This window comes from Neorhizobium phenanthreniclasticum, assembly GCF_040066075.1.
GTDB classification, from domain to species: Bacteria; Pseudomonadota; Alphaproteobacteria; order Rhizobiales; family Rhizobiaceae; genus Neorhizobium; species Neorhizobium petrolearium.
The window spans coordinates 631,757-653,694 of record NZ_JBEAAL010000001.1 but is presented as its reverse complement, the minus strand read 5'-3'; the positions used below and the strand labels follow the sequence as shown (position 1 = coordinate 653,694).

Annotated in this window: 21 protein-coding genes and 1 tRNA gene; 7 read left to right on the top strand and 15 right to left on the bottom strand. The window is 60.7% G+C overall.

The annotated features are described in order from the left end of the window. Positions 1 to 8: 8 nt before the first annotated feature. From ABK249_RS03220 to dapD, 3 genes are read right to left on the bottom strand one after another with little or no spacing between them, the layout of a single operon-like run. On the bottom strand, positions 9 to 605 hold the full coding sequence (locus tag ABK249_RS03220; RefSeq protein ID WP_037159117.1) for a hypothetical protein: 597 nt from the start codon (positions 603 to 605) through the stop codon (positions 9 to 11). Continuing rightward, positions 589 to 1,785 carry a succinyl-diaminopimelate desuccinylase gene (gene dapE / locus ABK249_RS03215; RefSeq protein WP_348862211.1) on the bottom strand — a complete coding sequence of 399 codons (1,197 nt, stop codon included), beginning with the start codon at positions 1,783 to 1,785 and terminating at the stop codon, positions 589 to 591. Before dapE ends, ABK249_RS03220 begins: the two co-directional genes overlap by 17 nt. 7 nt (positions 1,786 to 1,792) lie before the next feature. Further along, complete coding sequence (dapD, locus tag ABK249_RS03210) at positions 1,793 to 2,647, bottom strand: 2,3,4,5-tetrahydropyridine-2,6-dicarboxylate N-succinyltransferase (protein WP_348862210.1); 855 nt, start codon at positions 2,645 to 2,647, stop codon at positions 1,793 to 1,795. 137 nt (positions 2,648 to 2,784) lie between these two features. On the opposite strand from dapD, the gene ABK249_RS03205 reads away from it, so the two are divergent. After that, complete coding sequence (locus ABK249_RS03205; RefSeq protein ID WP_348862209.1) at positions 2,785 to 3,645, top strand: LOG family protein; 861 nt, start codon at positions 2,785 to 2,787, stop codon at positions 3,643 to 3,645. Between the two features lie 80 nt (positions 3,646 to 3,725). Here ABK249_RS03205 and ABK249_RS03200 read toward each other — a convergent pair whose 3' ends face one another. Then, a complete protein-coding gene (locus tag ABK249_RS03200; RefSeq protein ID WP_348862208.1) occupies positions 3,726 to 4,382 on the bottom strand; it encodes a hypothetical protein in 657 nt (218 codons plus the stop codon). 110 nt (positions 4,383 to 4,492) lie between these two features. Further along, positions 4,493 to 5,206: a pyrimidine 5'-nucleotidase gene (locus tag ABK249_RS03195; protein WP_348862207.1), complete on the bottom strand. Its 714-nt coding sequence runs from the start codon at positions 5,204 to 5,206 to the stop codon at positions 4,493 to 4,495. 106 nt (positions 5,207 to 5,312) lie between these two features. Between ABK249_RS03195 and ABK249_RS03190 the strand changes: the two genes are divergently transcribed. Both ABK249_RS03190 and ABK249_RS03185 read left to right on the top strand, forming a co-directional pair. After that, complete coding sequence (locus tag ABK249_RS03190; RefSeq protein ID WP_348862206.1) at positions 5,313 to 6,215, top strand: DMT family transporter; 903 nt, start codon at positions 5,313 to 5,315, stop codon at positions 6,213 to 6,215. A 73-nt stretch (positions 6,216 to 6,288) separates the two neighbouring features. Continuing rightward, positions 6,289 to 7,062: an isocitrate lyase/PEP mutase family protein gene (locus tag ABK249_RS03185; protein ID WP_227701764.1), complete on the top strand. Its 774-nt coding sequence runs from the start codon at positions 6,289 to 6,291 to the stop codon at positions 7,060 to 7,062. 19 nt (positions 7,063 to 7,081) lie between these two features. Here ABK249_RS03185 and argB read toward each other — a convergent pair whose 3' ends face one another. The 5 genes from argB to rpmH form a co-directional block, all read right to left on the bottom strand. Further along, on the bottom strand, positions 7,082 to 7,969 hold the full coding sequence (gene argB, locus ABK249_RS03180) for an acetylglutamate kinase (RefSeq protein WP_037159095.1): 888 nt from the start codon (positions 7,967 to 7,969) through the stop codon (positions 7,082 to 7,084). Positions 7,970 to 8,050: 81 nt separating this feature from the next. Then, positions 8,051 to 8,710 (bottom strand): ribosome biogenesis GTP-binding protein YihA/YsxC, encoded by a 660-nt coding sequence (gene yihA, locus ABK249_RS03175; RefSeq protein ID WP_227701765.1) that lies wholly within the window; start codon positions 8,708 to 8,710, stop codon positions 8,051 to 8,053. 127 nt (positions 8,711 to 8,837) lie between these two features. After that, complete coding sequence (gene yidC, locus ABK249_RS03170; protein WP_037159090.1) at positions 8,838 to 10,646, bottom strand: membrane protein insertase YidC; 1,809 nt, start codon at positions 10,644 to 10,646, stop codon at positions 8,838 to 8,840. Next, positions 10,646 to 11,035 (bottom strand): ribonuclease P protein component, encoded by a 390-nt coding sequence (gene rnpA, locus ABK249_RS03165; protein ID WP_037160030.1) that lies wholly within the window; start codon positions 11,033 to 11,035, stop codon positions 10,646 to 10,648. Before rnpA ends, yidC begins: the two co-directional genes overlap by 1 nt. A gap of 30 nt (positions 11,036 to 11,065) precedes the next feature. Further along, positions 11,066 to 11,200, bottom strand: coding sequence for a 50S ribosomal protein L34 (gene rpmH / locus ABK249_RS03160; RefSeq protein WP_081953029.1), 135 nt, complete (start codon positions 11,198 to 11,200; stop codon positions 11,066 to 11,068). A 516-nt stretch (positions 11,201 to 11,716) separates the two neighbouring features. Between rpmH and ABK249_RS03155 the strand changes: the two genes are divergently transcribed. The 4 genes from ABK249_RS03155 to ABK249_RS03140 all read left to right on the top strand — a co-directional run bounded on the left by ABK249_RS03155 (position 11,717) and on the right by ABK249_RS03140 (position 16,787). Then, positions 11,717 to 13,741, top strand: coding sequence for a HAMP domain-containing methyl-accepting chemotaxis protein (locus ABK249_RS03155; RefSeq protein WP_037159087.1), 2,025 nt, complete (start codon positions 11,717 to 11,719; stop codon positions 13,739 to 13,741). A gap of 240 nt (positions 13,742 to 13,981) precedes the next feature. After that, on the top strand, positions 13,982 to 15,412 hold the full coding sequence (locus ABK249_RS03150) for a HAMP domain-containing sensor histidine kinase (RefSeq protein ID WP_348862320.1): 1,431 nt from the start codon (positions 13,982 to 13,984) through the stop codon (positions 15,410 to 15,412). A 138-nt stretch (positions 15,413 to 15,550) separates the two neighbouring features. Further along, positions 15,551 to 15,627 (top strand) — tRNA-Arg (locus ABK249_RS03145). Between the two features lie 236 nt (positions 15,628 to 15,863). Further along, complete coding sequence (locus ABK249_RS03140; protein ID WP_348862205.1) at positions 15,864 to 16,787, top strand: transglutaminase-like domain-containing protein; 924 nt, start codon at positions 15,864 to 15,866, stop codon at positions 16,785 to 16,787. A gap of 312 nt (positions 16,788 to 17,099) precedes the next feature. On the opposite strand, the gene chrA is transcribed toward ABK249_RS03140, so the two are convergent. The 5 genes from chrA to ABK249_RS03115 all read right to left on the bottom strand — a co-directional run bounded on the left by chrA (position 17,100) and on the right by ABK249_RS03115 (position 21,921). After that, positions 17,100 to 18,323 carry a chromate efflux transporter gene (chrA, locus tag ABK249_RS03135; protein ID WP_348862204.1) on the bottom strand — a complete coding sequence of 408 codons (1,224 nt, stop codon included), beginning with the start codon at positions 18,321 to 18,323 and terminating at the stop codon, positions 17,100 to 17,102. Further along, positions 18,320 to 18,676 carry a PadR family transcriptional regulator gene (locus ABK249_RS03130; RefSeq protein WP_463139865.1) on the bottom strand — a complete coding sequence of 119 codons (357 nt, stop codon included), beginning with the start codon at positions 18,674 to 18,676 and terminating at the stop codon, positions 18,320 to 18,322. Before ABK249_RS03130 ends, chrA begins: the two co-directional genes overlap by 4 nt. Positions 18,677 to 18,911: 235 nt before the next feature. Further along, complete coding sequence (locus ABK249_RS03125) at positions 18,912 to 19,733, bottom strand: ABC transporter ATP-binding protein (RefSeq protein WP_052183173.1); 822 nt, start codon at positions 19,731 to 19,733, stop codon at positions 18,912 to 18,914. Next, complete coding sequence (locus ABK249_RS03120) at positions 19,730 to 20,791, bottom strand: FecCD family ABC transporter permease (RefSeq protein ID WP_348862203.1); 1,062 nt, start codon at positions 20,789 to 20,791, stop codon at positions 19,730 to 19,732. The genes ABK249_RS03125 and ABK249_RS03120 overlap by 4 nt, the downstream gene beginning before the upstream one ends. Continuing rightward, a complete protein-coding gene (locus ABK249_RS03115; protein WP_348862202.1) occupies positions 20,788 to 21,921 on the bottom strand; it encodes an ABC transporter substrate-binding protein in 1,134 nt (377 codons plus the stop codon). The genes ABK249_RS03120 and ABK249_RS03115 overlap by 4 nt, the downstream gene beginning before the upstream one ends. Positions 21,922 to 21,938: the final 17 nt, after the last annotated feature.

The following is a 21,938-nucleotide window of genomic DNA, read 5'->3' as shown; positions in this document are numbered from 1 at the left end:
AAAGATAGTCAGAACGGATAGATGCCGAGGAAGCGTTGCAATGCTTCGGTCAGCAGCATGCCCGGAACGATCAGCACCAGGACGAGGCCCGTGACCATCAGCGGCTGCGGCCCGCAGATCATCCGCATCACCCGTGAGACGGAAACGACCATGGCGATGAGCAGGGCGAAGTGGACGAGCGCCAGCAACGCGTCGAGGCTGGAAGGCAACAGGAAGCGCAGACTGAGCAGGCCGTAGAGATAGGCGAACGGAACCGAGAGCCAGTTGACGCTGACGACGACGGCCGAGAATTTCCGCCCGATGCCGAGCAGCGCGCAGAGAATGCCGGCAAGAATCAGCGGCACCAGCCAATTGAAGACCTCCAGCATCGCCATGCGGACGAAGAAAAGCCCGCCGACCCGCGCACCCGCCGGCATGCCTTCGAGCAGATAGGCCCGCCACCACAGCCAGGAAATCGCTGCTGCCGGCAGGCACCAGACGAAAGCCCAGAACGAGCGCATCATGCCTCGATCGGAAATGTCGAGGAGCCGGAAACCTTGGGCGTCGCCTCTGATCAACAGCCAGAGGCCATTAAGATAGAGCCTGACTTCATGGTAGGAGGGCATTATCGAACCAGCGGGAGATGAAAGTCCCATAGATTTGGGTGAGTATTTCCAGATCGGCAAGGGCTACCCGTTCATCCACCATGTGCATGGTCTGGCCGACGAGGCCGAATTCCACCACCGGGCAGTAATCCTTGATGAAACGGGCATCCGATGTGCCGCCGGTGGTGGAAAGCTGCGGCGTCCTGCCTGTCACGGTTTCGACCGCTTCGGAAAGCGAGGCGATCAGCGCATTGTTGCGGGTGAGGAACACATGACTTGGCCGTTCGGCCCAGGTGATCTCGTAGCGGACCGGATCGCGGCCCGGGCGAAGCGGGCTGCCGGCTGCGGCGGCATCGAGCCGCCGCAGGATCTCGGCTTTCACCGTATCAGCGGTCCAGGTGTCGTTGAACCGGATGTTGAAAGCAAAGCTTGCCCTGGCCGGAATGACATTGGTGGCCGGATTGCCGACATCCACCGAGGTCACCTCCAGGTTGGAGGGCGGAAAATTATCCGTTCCCGTATCGAAGGGCGGATCCATCAGCGCCGAGGCAAGCGGCAACAGCCCGCGCAGCGGATTGTCGGCAAGATGCGGATAGGCCGCATGACCCTGGACGCCGAGAACGCTCACCTTGCCGGAGACCGAGCCGCGTCGGCCGATCTTGATCATGTCGCCGAGGGCGTCCGGATTGGTCGGTTCGCCGACTAGGCAGGCGTCCCAGCGTTCCCCTCTCTCGGCTGCCCATTTCAGCAGCTTTTCCGTACCGTTGACGGCCGGGCCTTCCTCATCGCCGGTGATCAGGAAAGAGATCGAGCCCTTTGGCATGCCATGCTTTTCGATATGGCGTGCGACTGCCGCGACGAAGCAGGCGATGCCGCCTTTCATGTCCACCGCGCCACGACCGAAAAGCTCACCGCCGGCAATCATGGCGGCGAAGGGTGGATGGCTCCAGGAGGCTTCGTCGCCCGGCGGCACCACGTCCGTGTGGCCGGCGAACATCAGGTGCGGGCCCTTGTTTCCGAGTCGCGCATAGAGGTTCTCGATGTCCGGCATGCCCGGTTCCGTCGCCACCATGCGCTCCACCTTGAAGCCGAGCGGCAGGAGCATGGCCTCCAGTGCCGAAAGCGCACCGCCTTCGGCGGGCGTCACCGAAGGGCAGCGGATGAGAGTCTGGAGATTGATGACGGGATCGGATGTGGACATTGTTCGCTCAATCGCGGAGCAGTTCGTTGATGCCGGTCTTGGAGCGGGTCTTTTCATCGACGCGCTTGACGATCACGGCGCAATAGAGGCTCGGGCCCGGTTCGCCGTTCGGCAGCGGCTTGCCCGGCATGGTGCCGGCCACGACCACCGAATAGGGCGGCACTTCCCCATACATGACTTCGCCGGTCGTGCGGTCGACAATCTTGGTCGATTTGCCGATGAAAACGCCCATGCCGAGCACCGAACCCTCGCGGATGATGCAGCCTTCGACGACTTCCGAACGGGCGCCGATGAAGCAATTGTCCTCGATGATAGTGGGGCCTGCCTGCATCGGTTCCAGCACGCCGCCGATACCGACTCCGCCGGAGAGATGTACGTTCTTGCCGATCTGCGCGCAGGAACCGACGGTCGCCCAGGTGTCGACCATCGTGCCTTCATCGACGAAGGCGCCGAGGTTCACGAAGGAGGGCATCAGCACCACGTTCTTCGCGATATAGGCGGAACGGCGAACCACCGCGTTAGGCACGGCGCGGAACCCTGCTGCGCGAAACGCATTCTCGCCCCAGCCTTCGAATTTCGACGGCACCTTGTCCCACCAAGTGGAATTGCCCGGCCCGCCCTTGACCACTTCCATGTCGCTGAGCCGGAAGGAGAGCAGCACGGCCTTCTTGAGCCACTGATGCACGGTCCAGGTTCCATCCGCACCGCGGCTTGCCACGCGCGCCTTGCCGCCGTCCAGCAGCGAGAGCGCCTCCTCGACGGCATCGCGCACCTCGCCTTTCGTGGAGACCGTGACGCTGTCACGGTTGTCGAAAGCGGTCTCGATAGTCTTTTCGAGGGAAGAGAAGTCGGGGCTGCTCATGGGAAATCCTTAAACGTCGCTCGATATCGTGATGGTGGGAGAGGTGGTTTTTTAGTGTCATTTGCTCTAAGCGACCGCCACTCAAGCGTCAATGTGAATTGGCGTCAACCGATGTTGATGCCGGAAGGATCAGGCAAATGGCAAGGTCAAGGAAAGACGGACCAAGGCGCAAGGATGGTGTCTGGGATCCGCTGAAGGACAATGTGGCGGACAGGCAGGCGGCGGCGGGCCTGCCAAAGACGCCGCAGACGGAATCGCCGTCCTACCGGCTCGCTTATGTGGATGAAGATTTTCTGTGCCGGGAAGAGCTTCGTCCGGTTCGCCTGCAGCTCGAACTGCTGAAGGTGGAGATGGCCCTTGCCGAACGCGGCATCCGATCGACCGTCGTGCTCTTCGGTGGTGCGCGCATTCCCGCTCCGGGCCAGAGCGCCTGGGCGGCTCGCAACGAAACCCAGCGCAAGAGCCTCGAAGCGGCTTCGGTTTATTACGAGGAGGCGCAGAAATTCGCAGCCCTCTGCGGCAAGTATTCGGCCATCTACAACCATCAGGAATACGTGGTCGTGACGGGCGGAGGCCCTGGCGTGATGGAGGCCGGAAATCGCGGAGCGACCGAAGCCGGCGCGCCCAGCATCGGTCTCAACATCATGCTGCCGCACGAGCAGGCGCCGAACCGGTTCGTGACCCCCGAGCTCAGTTTCAACTTCCACTATTTCGCTATCCGCAAGATGCATTTCATGATGCGCGCCAAGGCGGTAGTGGTTTTCCCAGGCGGCTTCGGCACGCTCGACGAGATGTTCGAGGCGCTCACTCTCATCCAGACCAGGCGCATGGAGCGCGTTCCGCTGATCCTTTTCAGCGAATCCTTCTGGCGCGGTATCATCAATTTCGAAGCGCTTGCGGAATTCGGCACGATCGCGCCGGATGACGTGAACTTGATCAGCTTCGTGGAAACGGCCGATCAGGCCTGGAAAATCATCGCGGACTTTTACGAGCACTGAAAGAAAGAACCCGCCTCTCTAGCGGAAGAGGCGGGTCCTTTGAGACGACAGCCGGTACTAGTTCTAAAGGGGGCGGAGAACTAGAGGGGGCGGTCCGGCAGGTCGTCGATGGAGATCATTCCGTCCTTGTTCGTGTCCATGCGGACAAGCAGCTTGTCGGTGGCCGTAGTGGCTTCAGCTTTGGTGACCTTCCCGTCATTGTCTTCATCGACCATGCGGAAGAAACCGCCGCGCATCATGCCGCCATGGCGCGGCCCGTCCCAGCGGGCTTCACGGCGATCCCGGTCGTGATGGCCCCAGCCGTGGTGGTTCCATGCCTGGCGGTCCCCGTCACGGCGATCGTCGCGCCTCTCGGCCATGCGATCCCGCCGGTCCTGCGGCTGGTCGTCACCATTATCGGCCTGTTCCGGCGGCGGATTGTTCTTGCGGAACTCCTCCATCCTCGCCTGGCGGTAGTCGAGCATCTCGCCACGTGTCAGCGAGCCGTCCTTGTTGGCGTCGATCTGGGCGAACAGCTTATCCTGAAAGGCGGTCACTTCATCCTTGGAGATCTTGCCGTCCTTGTCGGTGTCGGCGTTCTTGAGCAGGCGGACGAACATCACGTCCTGCATCATTGCGCGGCCGGGACCGCCGGGACGGCCAGGTCCATCGCGCCCTGGTGCCGCGAGAGCCGGGATAGCGGCTCCTGCGACCAAGACGGCACTAAGGGTCGCCAAAACGATTTTCTTCGCGGTCATCGAAGGGTCCTTTCCGGTTACTTCAATAGCTTGAAGGTAGGTCCCGGCCCCGGTTAAAGCTACTTAAACATCCGTAAGGTGGATGAACTTTTGGTAAGGCGAATAAGACTCTAGCTCGTACGCAGACCGCCGAGAAAGCCGGCAAGGTCGTCAGTCACATAATCGATGTGATCGTCCTCGTCGCTCAGCTTCTCCCAACGTTCCATCAGAACCGTATCGAGATTGCGCGGCACGAGAAGGACTGTGCGCATGCCGAGGGTCTTCGGCACCTGCAGGTTGCGCGGCAGGTCCTCGAACATCGCCGCGTTCCTCGTGTCGACGCGATGCAGGCTCGCGAACTTGTCATAGGTAGCGCCTGCCGGCTTCGGCACGTAATCGGCAGCGACGATGTCGAAGATGTCATCGAAATGGTCGAGGATGCCGAGCGCCCGCGCGGCGGCCTCCGCATGCGGCACGCTGCCATTGGTGAAGATGAACTTGCGGCCGGGAAGCGCCTTGATCGCCTCGCCGAGCTCCGGATTGGGCAGGAGCGCCGAATAGTCGATGGCATGCGCCCGTTCAAGGAAGCTGTCCGGATCGATGCCGTAGTGCAGCATCAGACCCTGCAGCGTGGTGCCGTGCTCGTGGTAGTAGCGCTTCTGCAGCGCCCTGGCCTCTTCCGGTTCCAGTTGCAGCAGTTCCTGCACATAGGCCGTCATGTTCCGGTCGATCTGCGCGAACAGATTGACGTGATGCGGATAAAGCGTGTTGTCGAGATCGAACACCCAGTCGCGGATGCGGTCGAAATCGATGGGATCGGGAGAGGTCTTGGGTTTCTTGTCCATGCCGGTTTTATGCACCGCCGGGCCGATAAAGAAAATCGAAAAAGACGACCGGTTTCAGCCGAATCCGGCCTTGGCGGCAGATGAGCGGGCATGATACCGCCACGATATGGAACTCTGGATCCCCATCACCATCGCCGCCGCCTTCCTGCAGAACCTGCGTTCCGCCTTGCAGAAGCATCTGCAGGGTTCGCTGGGCACGCGCGGGGCAAGTTTCGTGCGCTTCGGCTACGGGTTTCCGGTGGCGATCCTCTATGTGCTGGCGCTGCATTATCTTGCCGACTATCCGTTTCCTGCGCCGAACTGGACCTTTGCGGCATGGGCCGTTATCGGCGGGCTGGCGCAGATCTTCGCGACGATCATGCTGGTGCATCTCTTTTCGCTTCGGAATTTCGCCGTCGGCACGGCCTATTCCAAGACGGAGCCGGTGCAGGCAGCGATCTTCGGCTTCATCCTGCTCGGCGAGAAGCTGACACCCGGCGCAGTCATGGCGATCATCGTCGGCGTCCTGGGCGTGATGATGATTTCCATGGCACGCATGCCGCTTTCCTGGCGCAATACACTGGTCGCGCTGACCGGCCGCACGGCGCTGATCGGCATCGCCTCCGGCGCCGTCTTCGGCATTTCGGCCGTGGCCTATCGTAGCGCGTCGCTCTCCCTCGGCGGGCCGGGGCCGGTGATGGAAGCGGCGGTCACGCTTGCCTGCGTCACGACCTTCCAGACGGCCTTCATGCTGGTCTGGATGGTGTGGAAGGACAAGCGCGAGATCGTCCAGGTGCTTCTCTCATGGCGCTCGTCGTCGCTGGTAGGTCTGGCAGGTGTCGTAGGGTCGGCCGGCTGGTTCACGGCGATGACGCTGCAGCAGGTGGCCTATGTGCGCGCGCTCGGCCAGATCGAACTCGTCTTCACCTTCATGGCTTCCTATTTCCTCTTCCACGAGCGGGTGAACCGTATGGAGGTGATCGGCTGTTTGCTGATCGTCTGCGGCATCCTCGGGTTGCTTTTCTCGTAATCGGCGCCCGATTTCAGGCGGCAATAGTGATCGAATCCGGTTAGGGTAGTGTCCTTAACGGGAGGATCATTTGATGTCTCAGAAGGACAAGGCGGCCGCTTTCGGCGCACTTCACAAAAAGGGCAATCCGGTCATCATCTACAATATCTGGGACGCCGGCACGGCCAAGGCTGTGGCAGATGCCGGCGCCAGGGCGCTCGGCACCGGAAGCTGGTCGGTCGCAGCCGCCCAAGGGTATGCCGACGGCGAGAACCTGCCGATGGAAGCATTGCTTGCGACCGTGAAATCGATCACTGCGGCGGTCGATGTGCCTTTGTCGGTGGATTTCGAAGGCGGTTACGCGGAAGAACCGACCGAGCTTGCGCGGAATGTCGGCAAGGTCATCGATGCCGGCGCGATCGGCATCAATTTCGAGGATCAGGTCGTTGGCGGCAGCGGCGTCTACGCCATCGAGGTGCAGGCGGAACGCGTCCGCGCCATAAGGGCATTTGCGGACGCGCTTGATATCCCTTTCTTCATCAATGCCCGCACCGATCTTTTCCTGCAGGAGGGCGACCGAACGAAGCATGCAGGCCTTCTCGATCAGGCAATCGAACGCGCCAAAGCTTATGCCGGGGCCGGCGCCAGCGGCTTTTTCGCACCAGGACTGGCGGATGAAGAGCTGATCCGCACGCTCTGCGAAGCGTCGCCAGTGCCTGTCAACATCATGATGATGCCGGGCGTTCCGGAACCGAGACAGCTTGCCGAACTCGGTGTCGGGCGGGTCAGTTACGGTCCAGGCCCCTATCGCGCGATGATGGCGAAGCTGAAGGAGGACGCCGCGGCGGTCTTTTCCGCCGCGGGCTGAGCCTTGAAGCGCCTCGGGATCAGGGCACGATCAGCGTGCCCGCGCCACGCTCCGTGAAGATTTCGAGCAGCACGGAATGGGCGGTCTTGCCATTCAGGATGACGACGCCCTGTACGCCTGCCTTGATCGCTTCGATGCAGGTCTCGACCTTCGGGATCATGCCGCCGGAGATCGTGCCGTCCTTGATCAGCGCCTGTGCCTGCGCGACGGTCAGTTCCTTGATGAGGTTCTTGTCTTTGTCCAGCACGCCCGGGACATCGGTGAGGAAGAGCAGGCGCGTCGCGTTCAGCGCGCCGGCGATGGCGCCAGCGAACGTATCGGCATTGATGTTGTAGGTGGCGCCGTCACGGCCGGGAGCGACGGGCGCGATGACCGGGATCATCTCCGACTTGGCGAGCAGGTCGAGCAGCGTGCGGTCGACTTCCACCACTTCGCCGACGAAGCCGAGGTCGAGAACGCGTTCGATATTGCTGTCCGGGTCGATGACGGTTTTCTTGGCCTTCTCGGCGAAGACCATGTTGCCGTCCTTGCCGCAGAGCCCGATCGCCCATTCGCCGGTCTGGTTGATCAGCGCGACGATCTCCTTGTTGATCGAGCCGGCGAGCACCATTTCGACGATCTCGACGGTCTTGGCGTCGGTGACGCGCAGGCCGCCTTCGAACTTGGATTCGATGCCCATCTTGGTCAGCATCGCGCCGATCTGCGGGCCGCCGCCATGGACGACGATCGGGTTGACGCCCGACTGCTTGAGAAGCGCGATATCCGCCGCGAACGCCTTGCCGAGTTCCGGGTCGCCCATGGCGTGGCCGCCATATTTCACGACGATGGTCTTGTTCTCGTAACGCTGCATATAGGGCAGCGCCTGGGCCAGAAGCTTGGCCTGAAGTTCGCTATCGGAAGCGGTCATCGGATTCCCCATGAAGTGAGTGGGGCCTTTTAGCGCATGTTTTTGACAGAGGAAATAATCATGGCCGAAGTTTCGAGGCCATCAGGCCGGCATGCTGACCGTTTCGGTGATGGCTTGGCGCAGTTCATCGAGGCCGCGGCCCTTTTCCGATGACGTCGAAAGAACGAGCGGGTAGGCTGCCGGTCGCTTGCGGATCTTTTCCGTCGTTTCCGCGATCAGTTTCGCGACAGCCGGTTCCTTGATCTTGTCGGTCTTCGTCAGCACGACCTGGTAGGAGACGGCGGCCTTGTCGAGCAGGGAAAGCACTTCCTCGTCGTTCTTCTTGATGCCGTGGCGGCTGTCGATCAGCACATAGACGCGCTTCAGCGTGGCGCGCCCGCGCAGGTAATCGAAGACGAGCTTGGTCCAGGCGTCGACCTGTTCCTTCGGCGCCTGCGCATAGCCGTAGCCCGGCATGTCGACCAGCGCCATCGGCGGCAGGTCCGTGCCTTCGCCGGAATAGCCGTCCGGAACGAAATAGTTGAGTTCCTGGGTGCGGCCCGGCGTGTTGGAGGTGCGGGCAAGCCCTTTATGGCCTACGAGCGCGTTGATGAGCGACGACTTGCCGACATTGGAGCGTCCGGCGAAAGCCACTTCCAGCGGGCCCTCCGGGGGAAGGAATTTCATCGACGGCACACCGCGGATGAAGATCCAGGGGCGGCCGAAAAGCGGCTTGTCGTCCATGTTCCTGTCTGCGGGCATCGGTTCTGTCGGTCCTGTCTTGATCGAAGCGACACGGCTTCCGGGTTTTGCCGGCCAATGTCAAGCTATGGAGGATATTTGCCTATTGCCGAAAAAGAAAACCCCGGCGAACCGGGGTTTTCTGATGTTACTTCGAAGCCGCCGGTTTTCGTCGGAAGAGACCCTTCAGGTTGTCGAAGAGCTCGACCTTGGCACCGTGGCGCTTCATGATGATCGCCTGCTGCGTGACTGACAGCGTGTTGTTCCAGGCCCAGTAGATGACGAGGCCGGCCGGGAAGGATGCCAGCATGAAGGTGAAGACGACCGGCATCCAGGTGAAGATCATCGCCTGGGTCGGGTCCGGTGGCGTCGGGTTCATGCGCATCTGCAGGAACATGGTGACCCCCATGACGAGCGGCCAGACGCCGATCAACAGGAAGTGTGGCACGTCGTAGGGCAACAGGCCGAACAGGTTGAAGAGCGAGGTCGGGTCGGGCGCGGAAAGGTCCTGGATCCAGCCGAAGAAGGGCGCGTGACGCATCTCGATCGTTACGTAGATGACCTTGTAGAGCGCGAAGAAGACCGGGATCTGCAGGAGCACCGGCCAGCAGCCGGCAATCGGATTGATCTTCTCCTCCTTGTAGAGGGCCATCATCGCCTGCTGCAGGCCCATGCGGTCGTCGCCGAACTTGGCCTTGAGCTCCTCCATCTTCGGCTGCATGCGTTTCATGTTGGCCATGGAGGCGTATTGTTTGCTGGCGAGCGGGAAGAACAGCGCCTTGACGACGATGGTGGTGAGCAGGATCGCGACGCCGAAATTGCCCACGTGACGGAAGAAAAAGTCCATCAGCTGGAACATCGGCTTGGTGATGAAGTAGAACCAGCCCCAGTCGATCAGGCGATTGAACTGCGGAACGGCGTATTCCGTTTCGTAGCGCGAGATCAGCGGCACTTCCTTGGCGCCGGCAAACACGAGGTTCTTGAGCTCGGTCGACTGGCCGGGTTGCACCGTCAGGTCGTCGCCTTTGTAATCCGCCTGGTAGCTCGCCTGTCCGCCGGTGAAATGCGAGAAGCGCGTAACGTAGGGCAGCGTCTGAGGGGGAGCGATGGTCGCGGCCCAATACTTGTCGGTGATGCCGAACCAGCCGGTGGTCGCTTTCTCGTTGGTATACTGTTCTTCTTCGATATTGGAATAAGTGTGCTCGCTGAGCGAGCCGCTTTCGCCCATCACGCCGATGAAGCCCTCGTGAATGACCCAGACGGAAGGCGTTGCCGGCTTGTTGTTGCGGATGACGCGTCCATAGGGCGTCAATGTCACCGGCGCACTGGTCTTGTTGTCAACCCTATCCACGACCGTCAGCATGTAGTGGTCGTCGACCGAGATCGTGCGGGTGAAGGTGATGCCCTTGTCGTTGGTGAAGGAGAGCGTCAGAGGCGTCTGCTGGGTCAGCTTGTCGCCGCTTGCGAGCGTCCACTGGGTGCTCGTACCGGGCACTGTTCCTATCGATTCATTGGGGACGTAGCCGACTTCGGCGAAGTAGCCATCCTTCGTATCGGAGGGCGAGAACAGCGTGATGATCGGGCTCTTGTCGTCCACGGTCTCGTGGTATTCGCGCAGCTTCAGATCATCGAAACGGGCGCCGGTCAGGTTGATGGAACCGGTGAGGGCTGGCGTCTCGATCTGGACGCGCTGCGATTTGGCAAGCGCCTGTTCGCGAGTGACGGTCGTCTGCCCTGGGGCGGCTCCTGGCAAGGTACCCGTGGGCGCACTCGATCCGCTTTGGGCGCCGGGGCTTTCCGGGGAGGTGGTCTGGGCGGTTTCGCCCTGCAGCGCACGGCGGGCCTCTTCGGCGCGCTGCTGAGCTTCCATCCTCGGATTCATGTAGAGGAACTGCCAGGCAAGGACGATCAGCACCGAGAGCGCGATCGCGATGAAGTAATTGCGGTTCTTTTCCATCATGCTTTCCTGGAACGGGTCTCCTCGGACCGCTTCGGTTTCGGCCTGCCTTCAATACGCTCGATGAGCTGAGCCGTCATATCAGCGAAGGGAACCGCCAGCACCTCCCTCCGCGCGACAATCACATAGTCGTGTCCGTTCTTCATTGCAAATCCGGCAGATTGCCTCACCGCCTCCTTGAGGCGTCGGCGCATGCGGTTGCGTTCGACGGCGTTGCCTTGTTTCTTGGTGACGGTGAAGCCGACGCGCGGCTGCTCGTCCGGCACATGGCGATCGAGCACTTCCAGAAGGAAGGTTCGGCCACGACGACTTTCGCCCTCCCGGACAGCAAGAAACTGCGGCCGACTTTTCAGCCGCCCGACAGTTTTCTTGATCTTGGTCTCCGTCATCATCGCCCGGTTGCCTCGGGCAGCTCGGCCTTAGGCCGAGAGACGCTTGCGGCCACGGGCGCGGCGTGCGGAAAGAACCTTGCGGCCGCCTTTGGTGGCCATGCGGGCACGGAATCCGTGACGACGCTTGCGAACAAGCTTGGACGGTTGGTAGGTACGCTTCATTTATTTTAATACCGCGGTGTGCGGCCCTTCTTGGATTTTGCCCCCGTGAAAGAGAGCAAGAGCGCTTCGGAAAAAACGATCCGCATAGCCGGCTGCATGCGTGCAAGCCCGCCGGAGCTGAACGTGCGCGGCTTATAAGAGGACTTTGCCGGAAAAGTCAATCACGGCGGGCTTTTTGATCGCGACCTGGGGAGGGGCATCCGCTTTTGCTCCGGATTCAAAGGAGAAATTGCAGGGTCTCCTGTTAACCATTCCGAATTTCTCCGGTTATTCAAGCTTTTCCGAATTGAAATGCAATAATTTCAGGAGCCGAGAAGACCAAGGCGAGGAATGGCAAGCTGTTTTGCAATCAGGAGTGATTTTGGAAAATTATACCCGTCGCGATTGTTTTCGTTTCAAGAGGAGTTTCAAGTATTTCTTAATTGATGAGAGCTAATTTTAGCATATCGGGATAGGGGAGGAACTGCTGAACAGTTGCATTTCCCTGGAAATCCACCCGGGTCTGGAAGGGAAGCAATGAAAATTCGCGGGAAAATCAATCTCCTCGTCGGGTTCATGAGCCTCGTGGCCTGCTTTATCGGCGGCATGTCGCTATTTGCCATGACGGAATATCGTACCATGATGGACGAATATGAGCTGGCGGCTGATCGCGCGCAAAAGGGCGAGCATTTGAACCGTCTCGTAACGGCTGTCGTCATGGATTCCCGCGGCGTCTACATGTCGAAGGATACCAAGGAAGCCAAGAAATTCGGTGACGGCATCCTCGGTTATCTCAAGGAGATGGAACAACTCCTTACGGATTGGGACAAGATCGTTCCCGCGGACGAGCGGGCCGTATTCGACAAGCTGCTTGCCCGGTCGAAAGAATTCACCGCCTTCAGGACCGAGACCGCGCGCCTTGGGCGCGAAGTCAGTCCCGCGGCGGCAAACGAGCAGGGCAACAACGAGGCCAATCGCAACAACCGCAAGGCCTATCAGGTGGAGATCGACGAAGTCGTCAAGACAGATCAGGCGCTGCTCGACGAGGTGGATCAGAAACTCAATGATTTCACCCGCACGCTCTTCATCCTAGTATCTGCCATTACCGTTGCCGGCGTCGCGGCCGGTGCGGGTTTCGGACTCTATCTTGGCCGGCGTCAGCTCAGCCATCCGATCATGAACTTGACGAAAGCGATGAAGCAGATTGCTGCCGGCGATTTCAATGCGCAGGTTTCCGGAGCGGGCCGCGCTGACGAAATCGGCGATATGGCGGCAGCAATCGAGATCTTCCGCAAGAACGGTATCGAGGTCGCGCGTATGAATGCCTCGGAGGCGACCATGCGGGCCAAGAGCGACGATCTGCAGGCTCGCATGTCGACTGTGGTGGCCGCCGCCGCCGAAGGCGACTTCACCCACCGCATCGACAAGCAATGGGGCGAGGAAAGCCTCGATCATTTTGCCCGCACTGTCGACCATTTGCTGGCGAGCGTCGATACAGGCATTTCAGAGACGTGCCGGGTTGTGAAGAGCCTCGCCGCCGGCGATTTCACAGACAGCATGAACGGCAACTTCAAGGGTGCGTTCGCAGAGCTGCAGCGCGACGTCAACGGCACGATGGAAACGTTGCGCGTCACCATGAGCAATGTCCGCGTCGCGACCGGCTCGATGAACGGCAGCGCTTCAGAGCTGAGCAATGCGACCAACGACCTCTCCAAACGCACGGAGCGGCAGGCGGCTGCGTTGGAACAGACGTCCGCAGCGCTCGATCAGATTACCGCGGTGGTGCGCACGTCCACGCAACGCGCGCAGGAGGCCACCGTCATGGTGGGCGAGGCAAAACAGAGTGCGGCGCAGTCCGGCGAAGTTGTCCGCAGCGCCGTCGAGGCGATGGGCCGCATAGAGCAGGCGTCCCGCGAGATCGCCCAGATCACCAACGTCATCGATGAAATCGCGTTCCAGACCAATCTTCTGGCGCTGAATGCCGGTGTTGAGGCAGCCCGTGCCGGCGAGGCCGGCAAGGGCTTTGCGGTCGTGGCCCAGGAAGTTCGTGAACTTGCACAACGCTCGGCAAGTGCGGCAAAGGACATCAAGGCGCTGATCAGCAAATCCGGCGGCGAAGTGGCGGTGGGCGTGGATCTGGTACAGAAGACCGGTGACGCCCTCTCCGAAATCGAAACGCGTGTGCTGCAGATCAACGATCATATCCATTCGATCGCGGTCGCTTCCGGTGAGCAGGCAACCGGCCTTGCGGAGGTCAATACCGCCGTCAACCAGATGGATCAGGTAACACAGCAGAACGCCGCCATGGTGGAAGAGACTTCGGCAGCGACCCAGAAGCTCTCTTCGGAAGCCGATAGCCTCTTTGCTCTCCTGTCCCAGTTCAACATCGGCGACGGTGCCGAAAGGACCGGTGCAAGTGCCGGAGCGCCGCGGCCGGTTGCAGTTGCCTCGACCCACAGTCCGCGCGTTTCCCCTGTCAAGGCAATGGCGGGTGCGCTGAAACGCGCTTTCGGCGGCAGTGCCGCAGCGGCCCCGGCGGCGGGAGATTGGGAGGAATTCTGATCCACGCTGCGTAAATCAACCAGATCAGGAAGCGGAAACGGAAACGTCTCCGCTTTCTTTTTGCGCTGCGGTGAAGGGGCTGGTAAATTGGCATCGAAGGCTTAAAATAGAGAATTACCGAAATCGGCTGATATTGGTGCCGGTCGGGATCGAAATTCGGAAATGGAGACCCGCATGGACGGCGAGGTTCACACCTCGGGACGCTCGGGGTCCTCGCCGGAGGGCGCGGGCCTGGAGCCGATGCCGCGCCTTTTCCGCGGCCTGTCCGGCCGGCTTCTCTGGCTTACCGTCATCTTCGTCATGCTCGCCGAAGTGCTGATCTTCGTGCCCTCCGTCGCCAATATGCGGATGAACTGGCTGCGCGACAAACTGGATACGGCTGCGGCCGCCGGCATCGTCATCGACGGCCTGCAGTCGGCCGAGCTTCCCCGCGCCGTTCAGGACGATACGCTGCTTGCTACCGGCACCAAGGTGATCGCGCTTCGCAAGGACGGCACCTCGCGGCTGCTCGCCGCAACCGACATGCCGCCGCAGGTGGACGAGGTCTTTGATCTCTCCGATACGCCGATGCTTGCGTCCATGCGTGACGCGCTCGACACGCTCCTGTTCGGAGGCGGCCGCGTGATGCGCTTCTACGGTCCGATCGGCGAGAGCGACATGGTCATCGAGCTGGTGATGACGGATGGCGCGCTGCGCAAGGACATGCTGAAATATTCAAAGATGATGTTTCTGATTTCCTTGCTGATCTCGCTCTTCACAGCGGTTCTGATCTTCCTCGCCATCAACCGCATGATGATCCTGCCGATCCGGCGGCTCACCCATAGCATGCAGCGCTTTTCCGAGCAGCCGGAGGATCCTGCCCGTGTCTTCGCCCCCGACCGCTCGCGCGGCGAACTTGCGGTGGCAGGCCGGCATCTGACCGCGATGCAGGTGCAACTGCAACGCACACTGAAGCAGCAGAAGAATCTTGCCGATCTCGGCCTTGCCGTTTCGAAGATCAACCATGACATGCGCAACATCCTTGCGTCTGCGCAACTGATGTCCGACCGGCTGACGGACGTCGAGGATCCGATGGTGCGGAGTTTCGCCCCGAAGCTTTTGCGCACGATCGATCGTGCCGTGGGCTATACGAGTGAGGTGCTTGCCTACGGTCAGGCTTCCGAAGCCGCGCCGCGCCGCCGGCGCATCCGGCTCGCCGATCTTTGCCAGGAAGTACGCGATATCCTGGCTATCGATCCGGATGCGGGTATCGAATTCCAGGAGCAGGTGGCGGCCGACCTGGAGGTGGATTGCGACAGTGAGCAGCTTTTCCGGGTCATCCACAATCTCTGCCGCAATGCCGTGCAGGCGCTTACGACCTTTGACCCTCAGGATGCGTCCATGGTCCGCCGGATCTCCGTTTCGGCGCATCGGGTGGGCAGCGTGGTCAGCATTATGATCGACGATACCGGCCCCGGCATGCCGCGCAAGGCGCGCGAGAATCTGTTCGCGGCCTTCCGCGGCTCCGCCCGTTCAGGAGGCACCGGCCTCGGCCTGGTAATCGCCCGCGAACTGGTTCTGGCGCATGGCGGCACGATCGCGCTTGTGGAAAAACCCGGTCCTGGCACGCAGTTCAGGATCGAAATTCCCGACCGCCCGGTCTCGCTGGAAGACTACCGGGCTCGGGCCTGACGCAAATAAATGTTGCTTCTCAACGGTTTGAGCGAGAAGTGACAGTAAAATGACGTGGCCCGCGGTAAAATCGCTTGCAATCCTTCGCAGCACCCATTAGAGGATCGCCACGCAAGCGGTGACGCACTGCTTGCTTACGCACCCGTAGCTCAGCTGGATAGAGCACCAGACTACGAATCTGGGGGTCAGGAGTTCGAATCTCTTCGGGTGCGCCAACTACCGCCGATTGCCCTCCACAGCACGCGATAACTGCCGAACTTACGCCTTGCATCAGGTGAAGCATAGCCTGTGCGCAGAAAAGCGTAGAAACGGCGGCGTTCTTTGTAGCGCGAACGAACGACTCCATTTCGAATGGCCTATTCCGTAGTTGCAAACCTCCCTATTTTGCGACATCGCAAAATCCAGGCGGAAGACCGGTTCAAAACCCGGGACTTTTGTGACAAGCGCCCGATTGACAATTTTTGAAAATTTGCCCTCCTTGTCGTGTCTCAATCTCAACTGGAAAGAGACAGCAATGCGCAAATCCTTCTATGCTTCCCAAAGCATCTACTCGGAACCTGGGCCGTATCGCGAAACATTGATGCGCGGTGGCGTCGAGCCTAAGTCAATTGCCCGGTGGATTAGCTCATTCATGCAGCATCCTCGCGGGGCTGAGTCCGAAGAACGTGGCTTCACACCTGAACAGGCCGCCGATCTGGAGCTTCGTTCGGTGACAGAGATTCTGTCTGTCGCCGTGAAACGCAATTTGCTGGAAGGCGATTCCGCACAGCACAAGGTCGGCGGCGTATGCCGGGATTTCGCTATACTGGCGGTTAGTCGATTTCGTGAGCGCGGCATTCCGGCTCGCCTCCGTGTCGGGTTTGCCGATTATCCGGTGCCTGGCCAATGGGAAGATCATTGGCTTTGCGAATGGCATGACGGCGGGCGTTGGAAACGGCTTGATGTGGAGTTTGCGGCTATCGGGGGGCTTTCTTTCGATACCTTGGATGTGCCGCGCGAGCGGTTCCTAACAGCAAGCGAGGCATGGTTCAGGATCAAAGACGAGCCTGCGATTGCCTCACGATTTGGCGTGTCAAGCCTCAACCTTGGGGGAGAGGGGTTCGTCGCGGGAAGCCTGCTTCGAGAAATCGCAGCCCTGCGTAAGCTGGAACTGAAACCGTGGGATTACTGGGGTCTATCAAAGGACCTTTCCCCCGGTTCAACCGAGTTGTCGCAGCAGGCGCGGACAACGTTCGACCAACTCGCTTCACGGCTCAAGAACGCCGATGGTGACGGGGACGGCGAGCCGGAAGCTGTAGCGGACTGGCCTCTACCAAAGCGGGTTGTCAGCTTTCCACAAGGCGAGCCTATAGCTGTCGTGTTGCGTAATTCCTGACATTCGCGACGAAATCGACGGGACTGAGAAATCGCTGCAATCTCCGTCGCAAGAATCTCTCGCAAAAGTCGGCGTTATGCGACTGACTTTTGCGACAGGTTTCCAAGAGGTATTTTCGGAAGCTGAAATTCGGTTTTGTTCACTGAATGTGGGTATGACTGCTTTTACAGTTTCGCCTCCGAAACCCGACAGGCTCCTCCCGGCCAAGGGATCGTGGCCTACTGCTGCGGGCCGTACTGCGTTCTATCGTTCGAGGCCGTCGCGGCGCAGTGCGCGAAGGGCTTCCGAACGCTTTCCGGCAGCGGGTTGATGTCAGCCCATACCGATCAGCACGCCACCCGCCGCAGCGACGAGCACGACGATCCAGGGTGCGGCCTTCCACGCCATCAGCAGCACGAAGCAGGTCAGCGCCAGCGCAAATTGGCGCGGACCGACAATCGCACTGGTGAAAACGGGATCGTAAAGTGCCGCGCCGAGAATGCCTACAACGGCGGCATTGGCGCCGCGCATGAGGGCTTGCGCGCTTTCGCGTTTGCGGAAGCTGTCCCAGAACGGAATAACGCCAAGCAGGATCAGAAAGCCCGGCAGGAAGATGGCAATCAGCGCAATGCCCGCTCCGGCGAGACCGTTGGGGGCCTGCTCCAAAACAGTTCCCAGATAGGCAGCAAAGGTAAAGAGCGGCCCAGGCACGGCCTGCGCCGCTCCGTAGCCGGCAAGAAACTGGTCGTGGCTGACCCAGCCGCGTTGAACGACCTCCGTTTCGAGAAGCGGCAATACGACATGTCCGCCGCCGAAGACCAGCGAGCCCGCGCGGTAGAACGAGTCGAAGACGGAGAAACCTTGCGAAGACGTAGCGGAGGTGACGATGGGCAGTCCGACGAGCAGAGCGATGAAAAGCGAGAGCGAAATCGCCCCGAACAATCGCGAAACTGGGAATTCGATGTGCCGGGTGATCTCCGCCTGATGGTTGCGGCAGAAGACAAGGCCCGCCACGGCACCGGCAGCGATCGCCGCCACCTGTCCGAGCGCACCTGCCACGAGAACGATGATCAGCACCGCACCGAGGGCGATGGTGGCCCGCTCGCGGTCCGGGCAGAGGTTCCTCGCCATGCCCCAGACGGCCTGGGCGACAATGGCGACAGCGACGATCTTGAGGCCGGTGATGATGCCACCGCCGATCGGTCCGCCGAATGCCGCTGCGCCGTAGGCGAAGAGGACGAGCAGAATGGCCGACGGCAAGGTAAAGGCCGTCCAGGCGGCAAGCGCGCCGAGCGGCCCGCCGCGCAGAAGCCCCAGGGCGAAACCGACCTGGCTCGATGCCGGACCGGGCAGGAACTGGCTGAGCGCCACGAGGTCGGCATAGCCCTTGTCATCGATCCACTTGCGCCGCAGAACCAGTTCGTCGCGAAAGTACCCGAGATGCGCGATTGGCCCGCCAAAGGAGGTGAGGCCGAGCTTGAGGAAAGCTGCGAAAACCTCGCCGGCCGAGCCTCGGGTGCTCTGGTTTTCATCTTGGCTCGTCGTCGTATCCGTCATCTTTTCATCGCCTCCCCCGTAAATTCACGGATGCGCTGCTTGGCCACAGCAAGGCCATCGCGCCCTTTGTCGGTAATGGAATAGAGCTTGCGCACGGTGCGTCCGGCGCGCTCTTCGCGTGCGGTGAGGTAGCCGTCGCGTGTCATCTTGTGCAGCAGCGGATAGAGCGTGCCGGCAGACAGGCGGTAGCCGTGGCTCGCCAGTTCATCGATCATCCACTGGCCGTAAATCTCATGCTCGGCTGCATGATGGAGCACATGCAGGCGCACAAGGCCGGAGAGGAGATCGTGGTGCTCCATTTTCAGCGAATGCCGTTTCTCGGGCAAGGCGTTTTTCGACTGGCTCTCTGTCATGCCATCTGCCTTCCTGATTCGCGGAGCGATCGGTACATGATATCGGTTCACGATAGCGAAGGTCGATTGTGAAAGGAAGACAGGACATGGAATTTGTCCTGATCGGCATTGTGGCGTCGCTCACCGCTGGTGTCACGCTTTTCTAGGGCTTCGGCCCGGGGAAGATGACCCATAACATGATGACACATGAGATGGCCCACTGGCCGGGCCATCCCCAAGGTTGCCGCTTTAAATCTTAAGTTGAGCGCAACCCGTTCGTCTCTTGTCGATATGGGAACTTATCGAGACTCTTCGTCCTCGGGGTCTCGGACGGGCTGAGCGGGGCGATGACCGGCGTTCCGCCGGATGTGAACAGGATTTCCGCATCGACTCCGTAGACCGAGCGGATGAGGGGTTCATCCAGCACATGCGACGGGTGGCCAAGGCAGGCGCTCCGGCCCTCATGAAGAATCAGAAGATTGCTGCTGTAGCGTGCGGCCAAGGAGAGATCGTGCAATACCACCGCGACGACAGCTCCATTTTCCTCCGCGTAGGTCTTCAAAATATCCAGAACAAGCAGTTGTCGGCGCAGATCGAGTGCGCTGGTCGGTTCATCCAGAAGAAGAATTTCCGGCCGTCGAATGAGCCGCTGCGCGAGGAGGACGAGCTGCTGCTGTCCGCCTGACAGGGTGTCTACCCTTCGTGCCGCAAACTCTGTTATGCCGACCGCAGCCATTGCCGCATCCGCGGCGTCTATGTCTGCGGGACGAAGCGACCAACCCAGCTTGTCGAGCCGTCCCAGCAGCACGACTTCGAGAACCGAAAGCTGGGCGCGAAGGCCAAGGGCCTGCGGCATGAAGGAAAGTTCGGTCGCATTCGGTCGGCGGCCATTGAACGTAGTCTTGCCATCATGCGGAAGCAGGTTGGCGGCCGCAGCCATCAAGGTGGACTTGCCGGCACCGTTAGGCCCGCAGATAGCGGTAATGCCCGCTGCCGGAAACTCTGCAGAGACACCCTTGATGATCTCAGCACCGCCTCGCGATACGCGGACATTTTCGAGAACCAGAGCATGGCTCATCGCAAGCCTCCTGCATTGCGCCGCATGATCAATGCGAAGAGCACTGGAACGCCGACCGCGGCCGTGACGATGCCGACGGGGATTACTGCGCCCTGCGCGAGGATTTTGGAGACGATCGACGCGCCGGCCAGCAGCATTGCCCCCATCAGCCCGGAGGCCGGCAGCAGCACGCGCTGATCTTCACCGACCATGGCGCGTGCGGCATGCGGGGCGACGAGGCCGATAAAGCCGATCGTTCCCACGAAGGCTACGGAGGCCGCCGTCAGCATGGCGATCACCAGGAATGTCCGGCGGCGTAGCGCATGGATGTCGGTGCCCAGGCTGGTCGCATGGGCATCGCCAAGCCTCATTGCCGTCAACCGCCAGGCGTCGCGCGCCAGAAACGGAATACTGCCGAGAAGAATGACGACGATGACGGCGACGCTTGTCCAAGTGGATTTGAGCAGGCTGCCGAACAGCCAGAATACGATCTGCTGCAGCACTTCCGGCTCGGCGAGATATTGCAGCAGCGACTGGCATGCCTGGAACATGAACATCACGGCAATGCCGGCCAGCACGAGTATTTCGGCATTGGCTCCGCGCAGCCGCGCGATGAAGTAAACAAGCGCACATGCAACGAGCGTCATGGCGAAGGCGGATAGCGGCGCGATGATCCAGGAGACGATCGGCACTGCCGCGCCGAACATGATGGCGAGCGCGGCCCCAAATCCCGCAGCCGCCGAAAATCCGAGAGTGAAGGGGCTGGCAAGCGGGTTGTCGAGGATCGTCTGCATCTGAAGGCCTGCGATACCAAGGCCCATTCCAACCAGCGCTCCCATGATGGTCATGGGAAGTCGGATCGACCAGACGATGGCCGCCGCTGTGCGGTCGTCACCGGCGGGGCCGGCAAACAGCGCGGCGAATGCCTCTTTGGCAGAGAGGGGAGACGGTCCCGTCACCAGATCGACCGCTATCAGACAGGCCAGGGTGACGACGCAGCCGGTGAGGAGGCAGAGCCGCCTCTGCACGCTCTTTCGATAAAGAGCGCGCAGGTTCTGCCTTTGCAGTGCGATAGTCATTTGTTTTGCCCGAGCTTCAGCATGAAGGTCCCGTCGGGCTTCACCGGCAGATAAGCCCGGTAATAGGCAGAGAGTTCTGCCGCAGGATCGACGTCCCGAAAAGCTTCCGGATAAAGCGCTTTGGCCATGTAGCGCAGAAATGCATAGTCATAGAGCGTGCGGGTGCCGCCGTGATAGATGGCATAGACCTCGCCATTCTTCACTGCCGGAAGGTCCAGCCATCCGGCGCGTCCGATATATGGCTCGGCGCGCGTGCGGGTGACGTCCGGCGGGATGTTGAAGCCCATCAAAACCGCGTTCGAAAGGCTGGTCCATTCAGAACCCGTGATGAAGATTGCATCCGGCTTCGACGAAAGAACGTATTCCGGGTTCAGCGGACCCCAGCTTGCAATCTGTCCGGCAGCGATGTTGCGCCCGCCGGCGGCATCCACGACACCCGCCCACATGCCTTGGCCATAGGAATTGCCGAACTCGGCCGCGCCCTTCTGGCCCAATTCAACATAGACCTTCGGCTTCGCGTTTTTGGATGCTCGTTCCACCCGGGCAAGGGTGTCGGCGACTTTTGCCTTGTACTGTTCGGCCAGTTCTTCGGCGCGCTCCTCGGCCCCCATCACCTTCCCGATGATAAGCGTGCTGGCGACATGTTTCTCGACCGTCTGGGCATTGTAGTCGACCACGACAAGCGGGATGCCCACCTGCTCGATCGTCCGAGCGGCTGCACCGAGATACTTGTACTGTCCAGCCGACAGGATCACGACGTCCGGCCGCGAGGCGATGATCTTTTCTGCCGACATGGTTCCGGCGTCCGCGTCTCCGACATCAATCAGCTCAGCGATTTTCGGCGTAGTCTTCAGATAAGCTTCGTATTGCAGAGGGCGATAGCCTTTCCAGTAGTTGAGTGAGATTGCCTTGAGTCGGTCGATCGCGGTCGGACCGGTGATGGCGATATAGTCCTCGAAATAGAAGCCGAGCATCACATGCTGCGCGGGCTTTTCGAGCATGACGCGCCGTCCGAGCACGTCTGTGATTTGGATGTCTGCATGCGCTGCCGAGATGGCTCCGAGGCAAAGGATGCCGGACAGGGCAGCGGGCTTGGCCATGCGCATGGCACGGCGAACGAGATTGAACATTGGTTTCTTCCAGATGA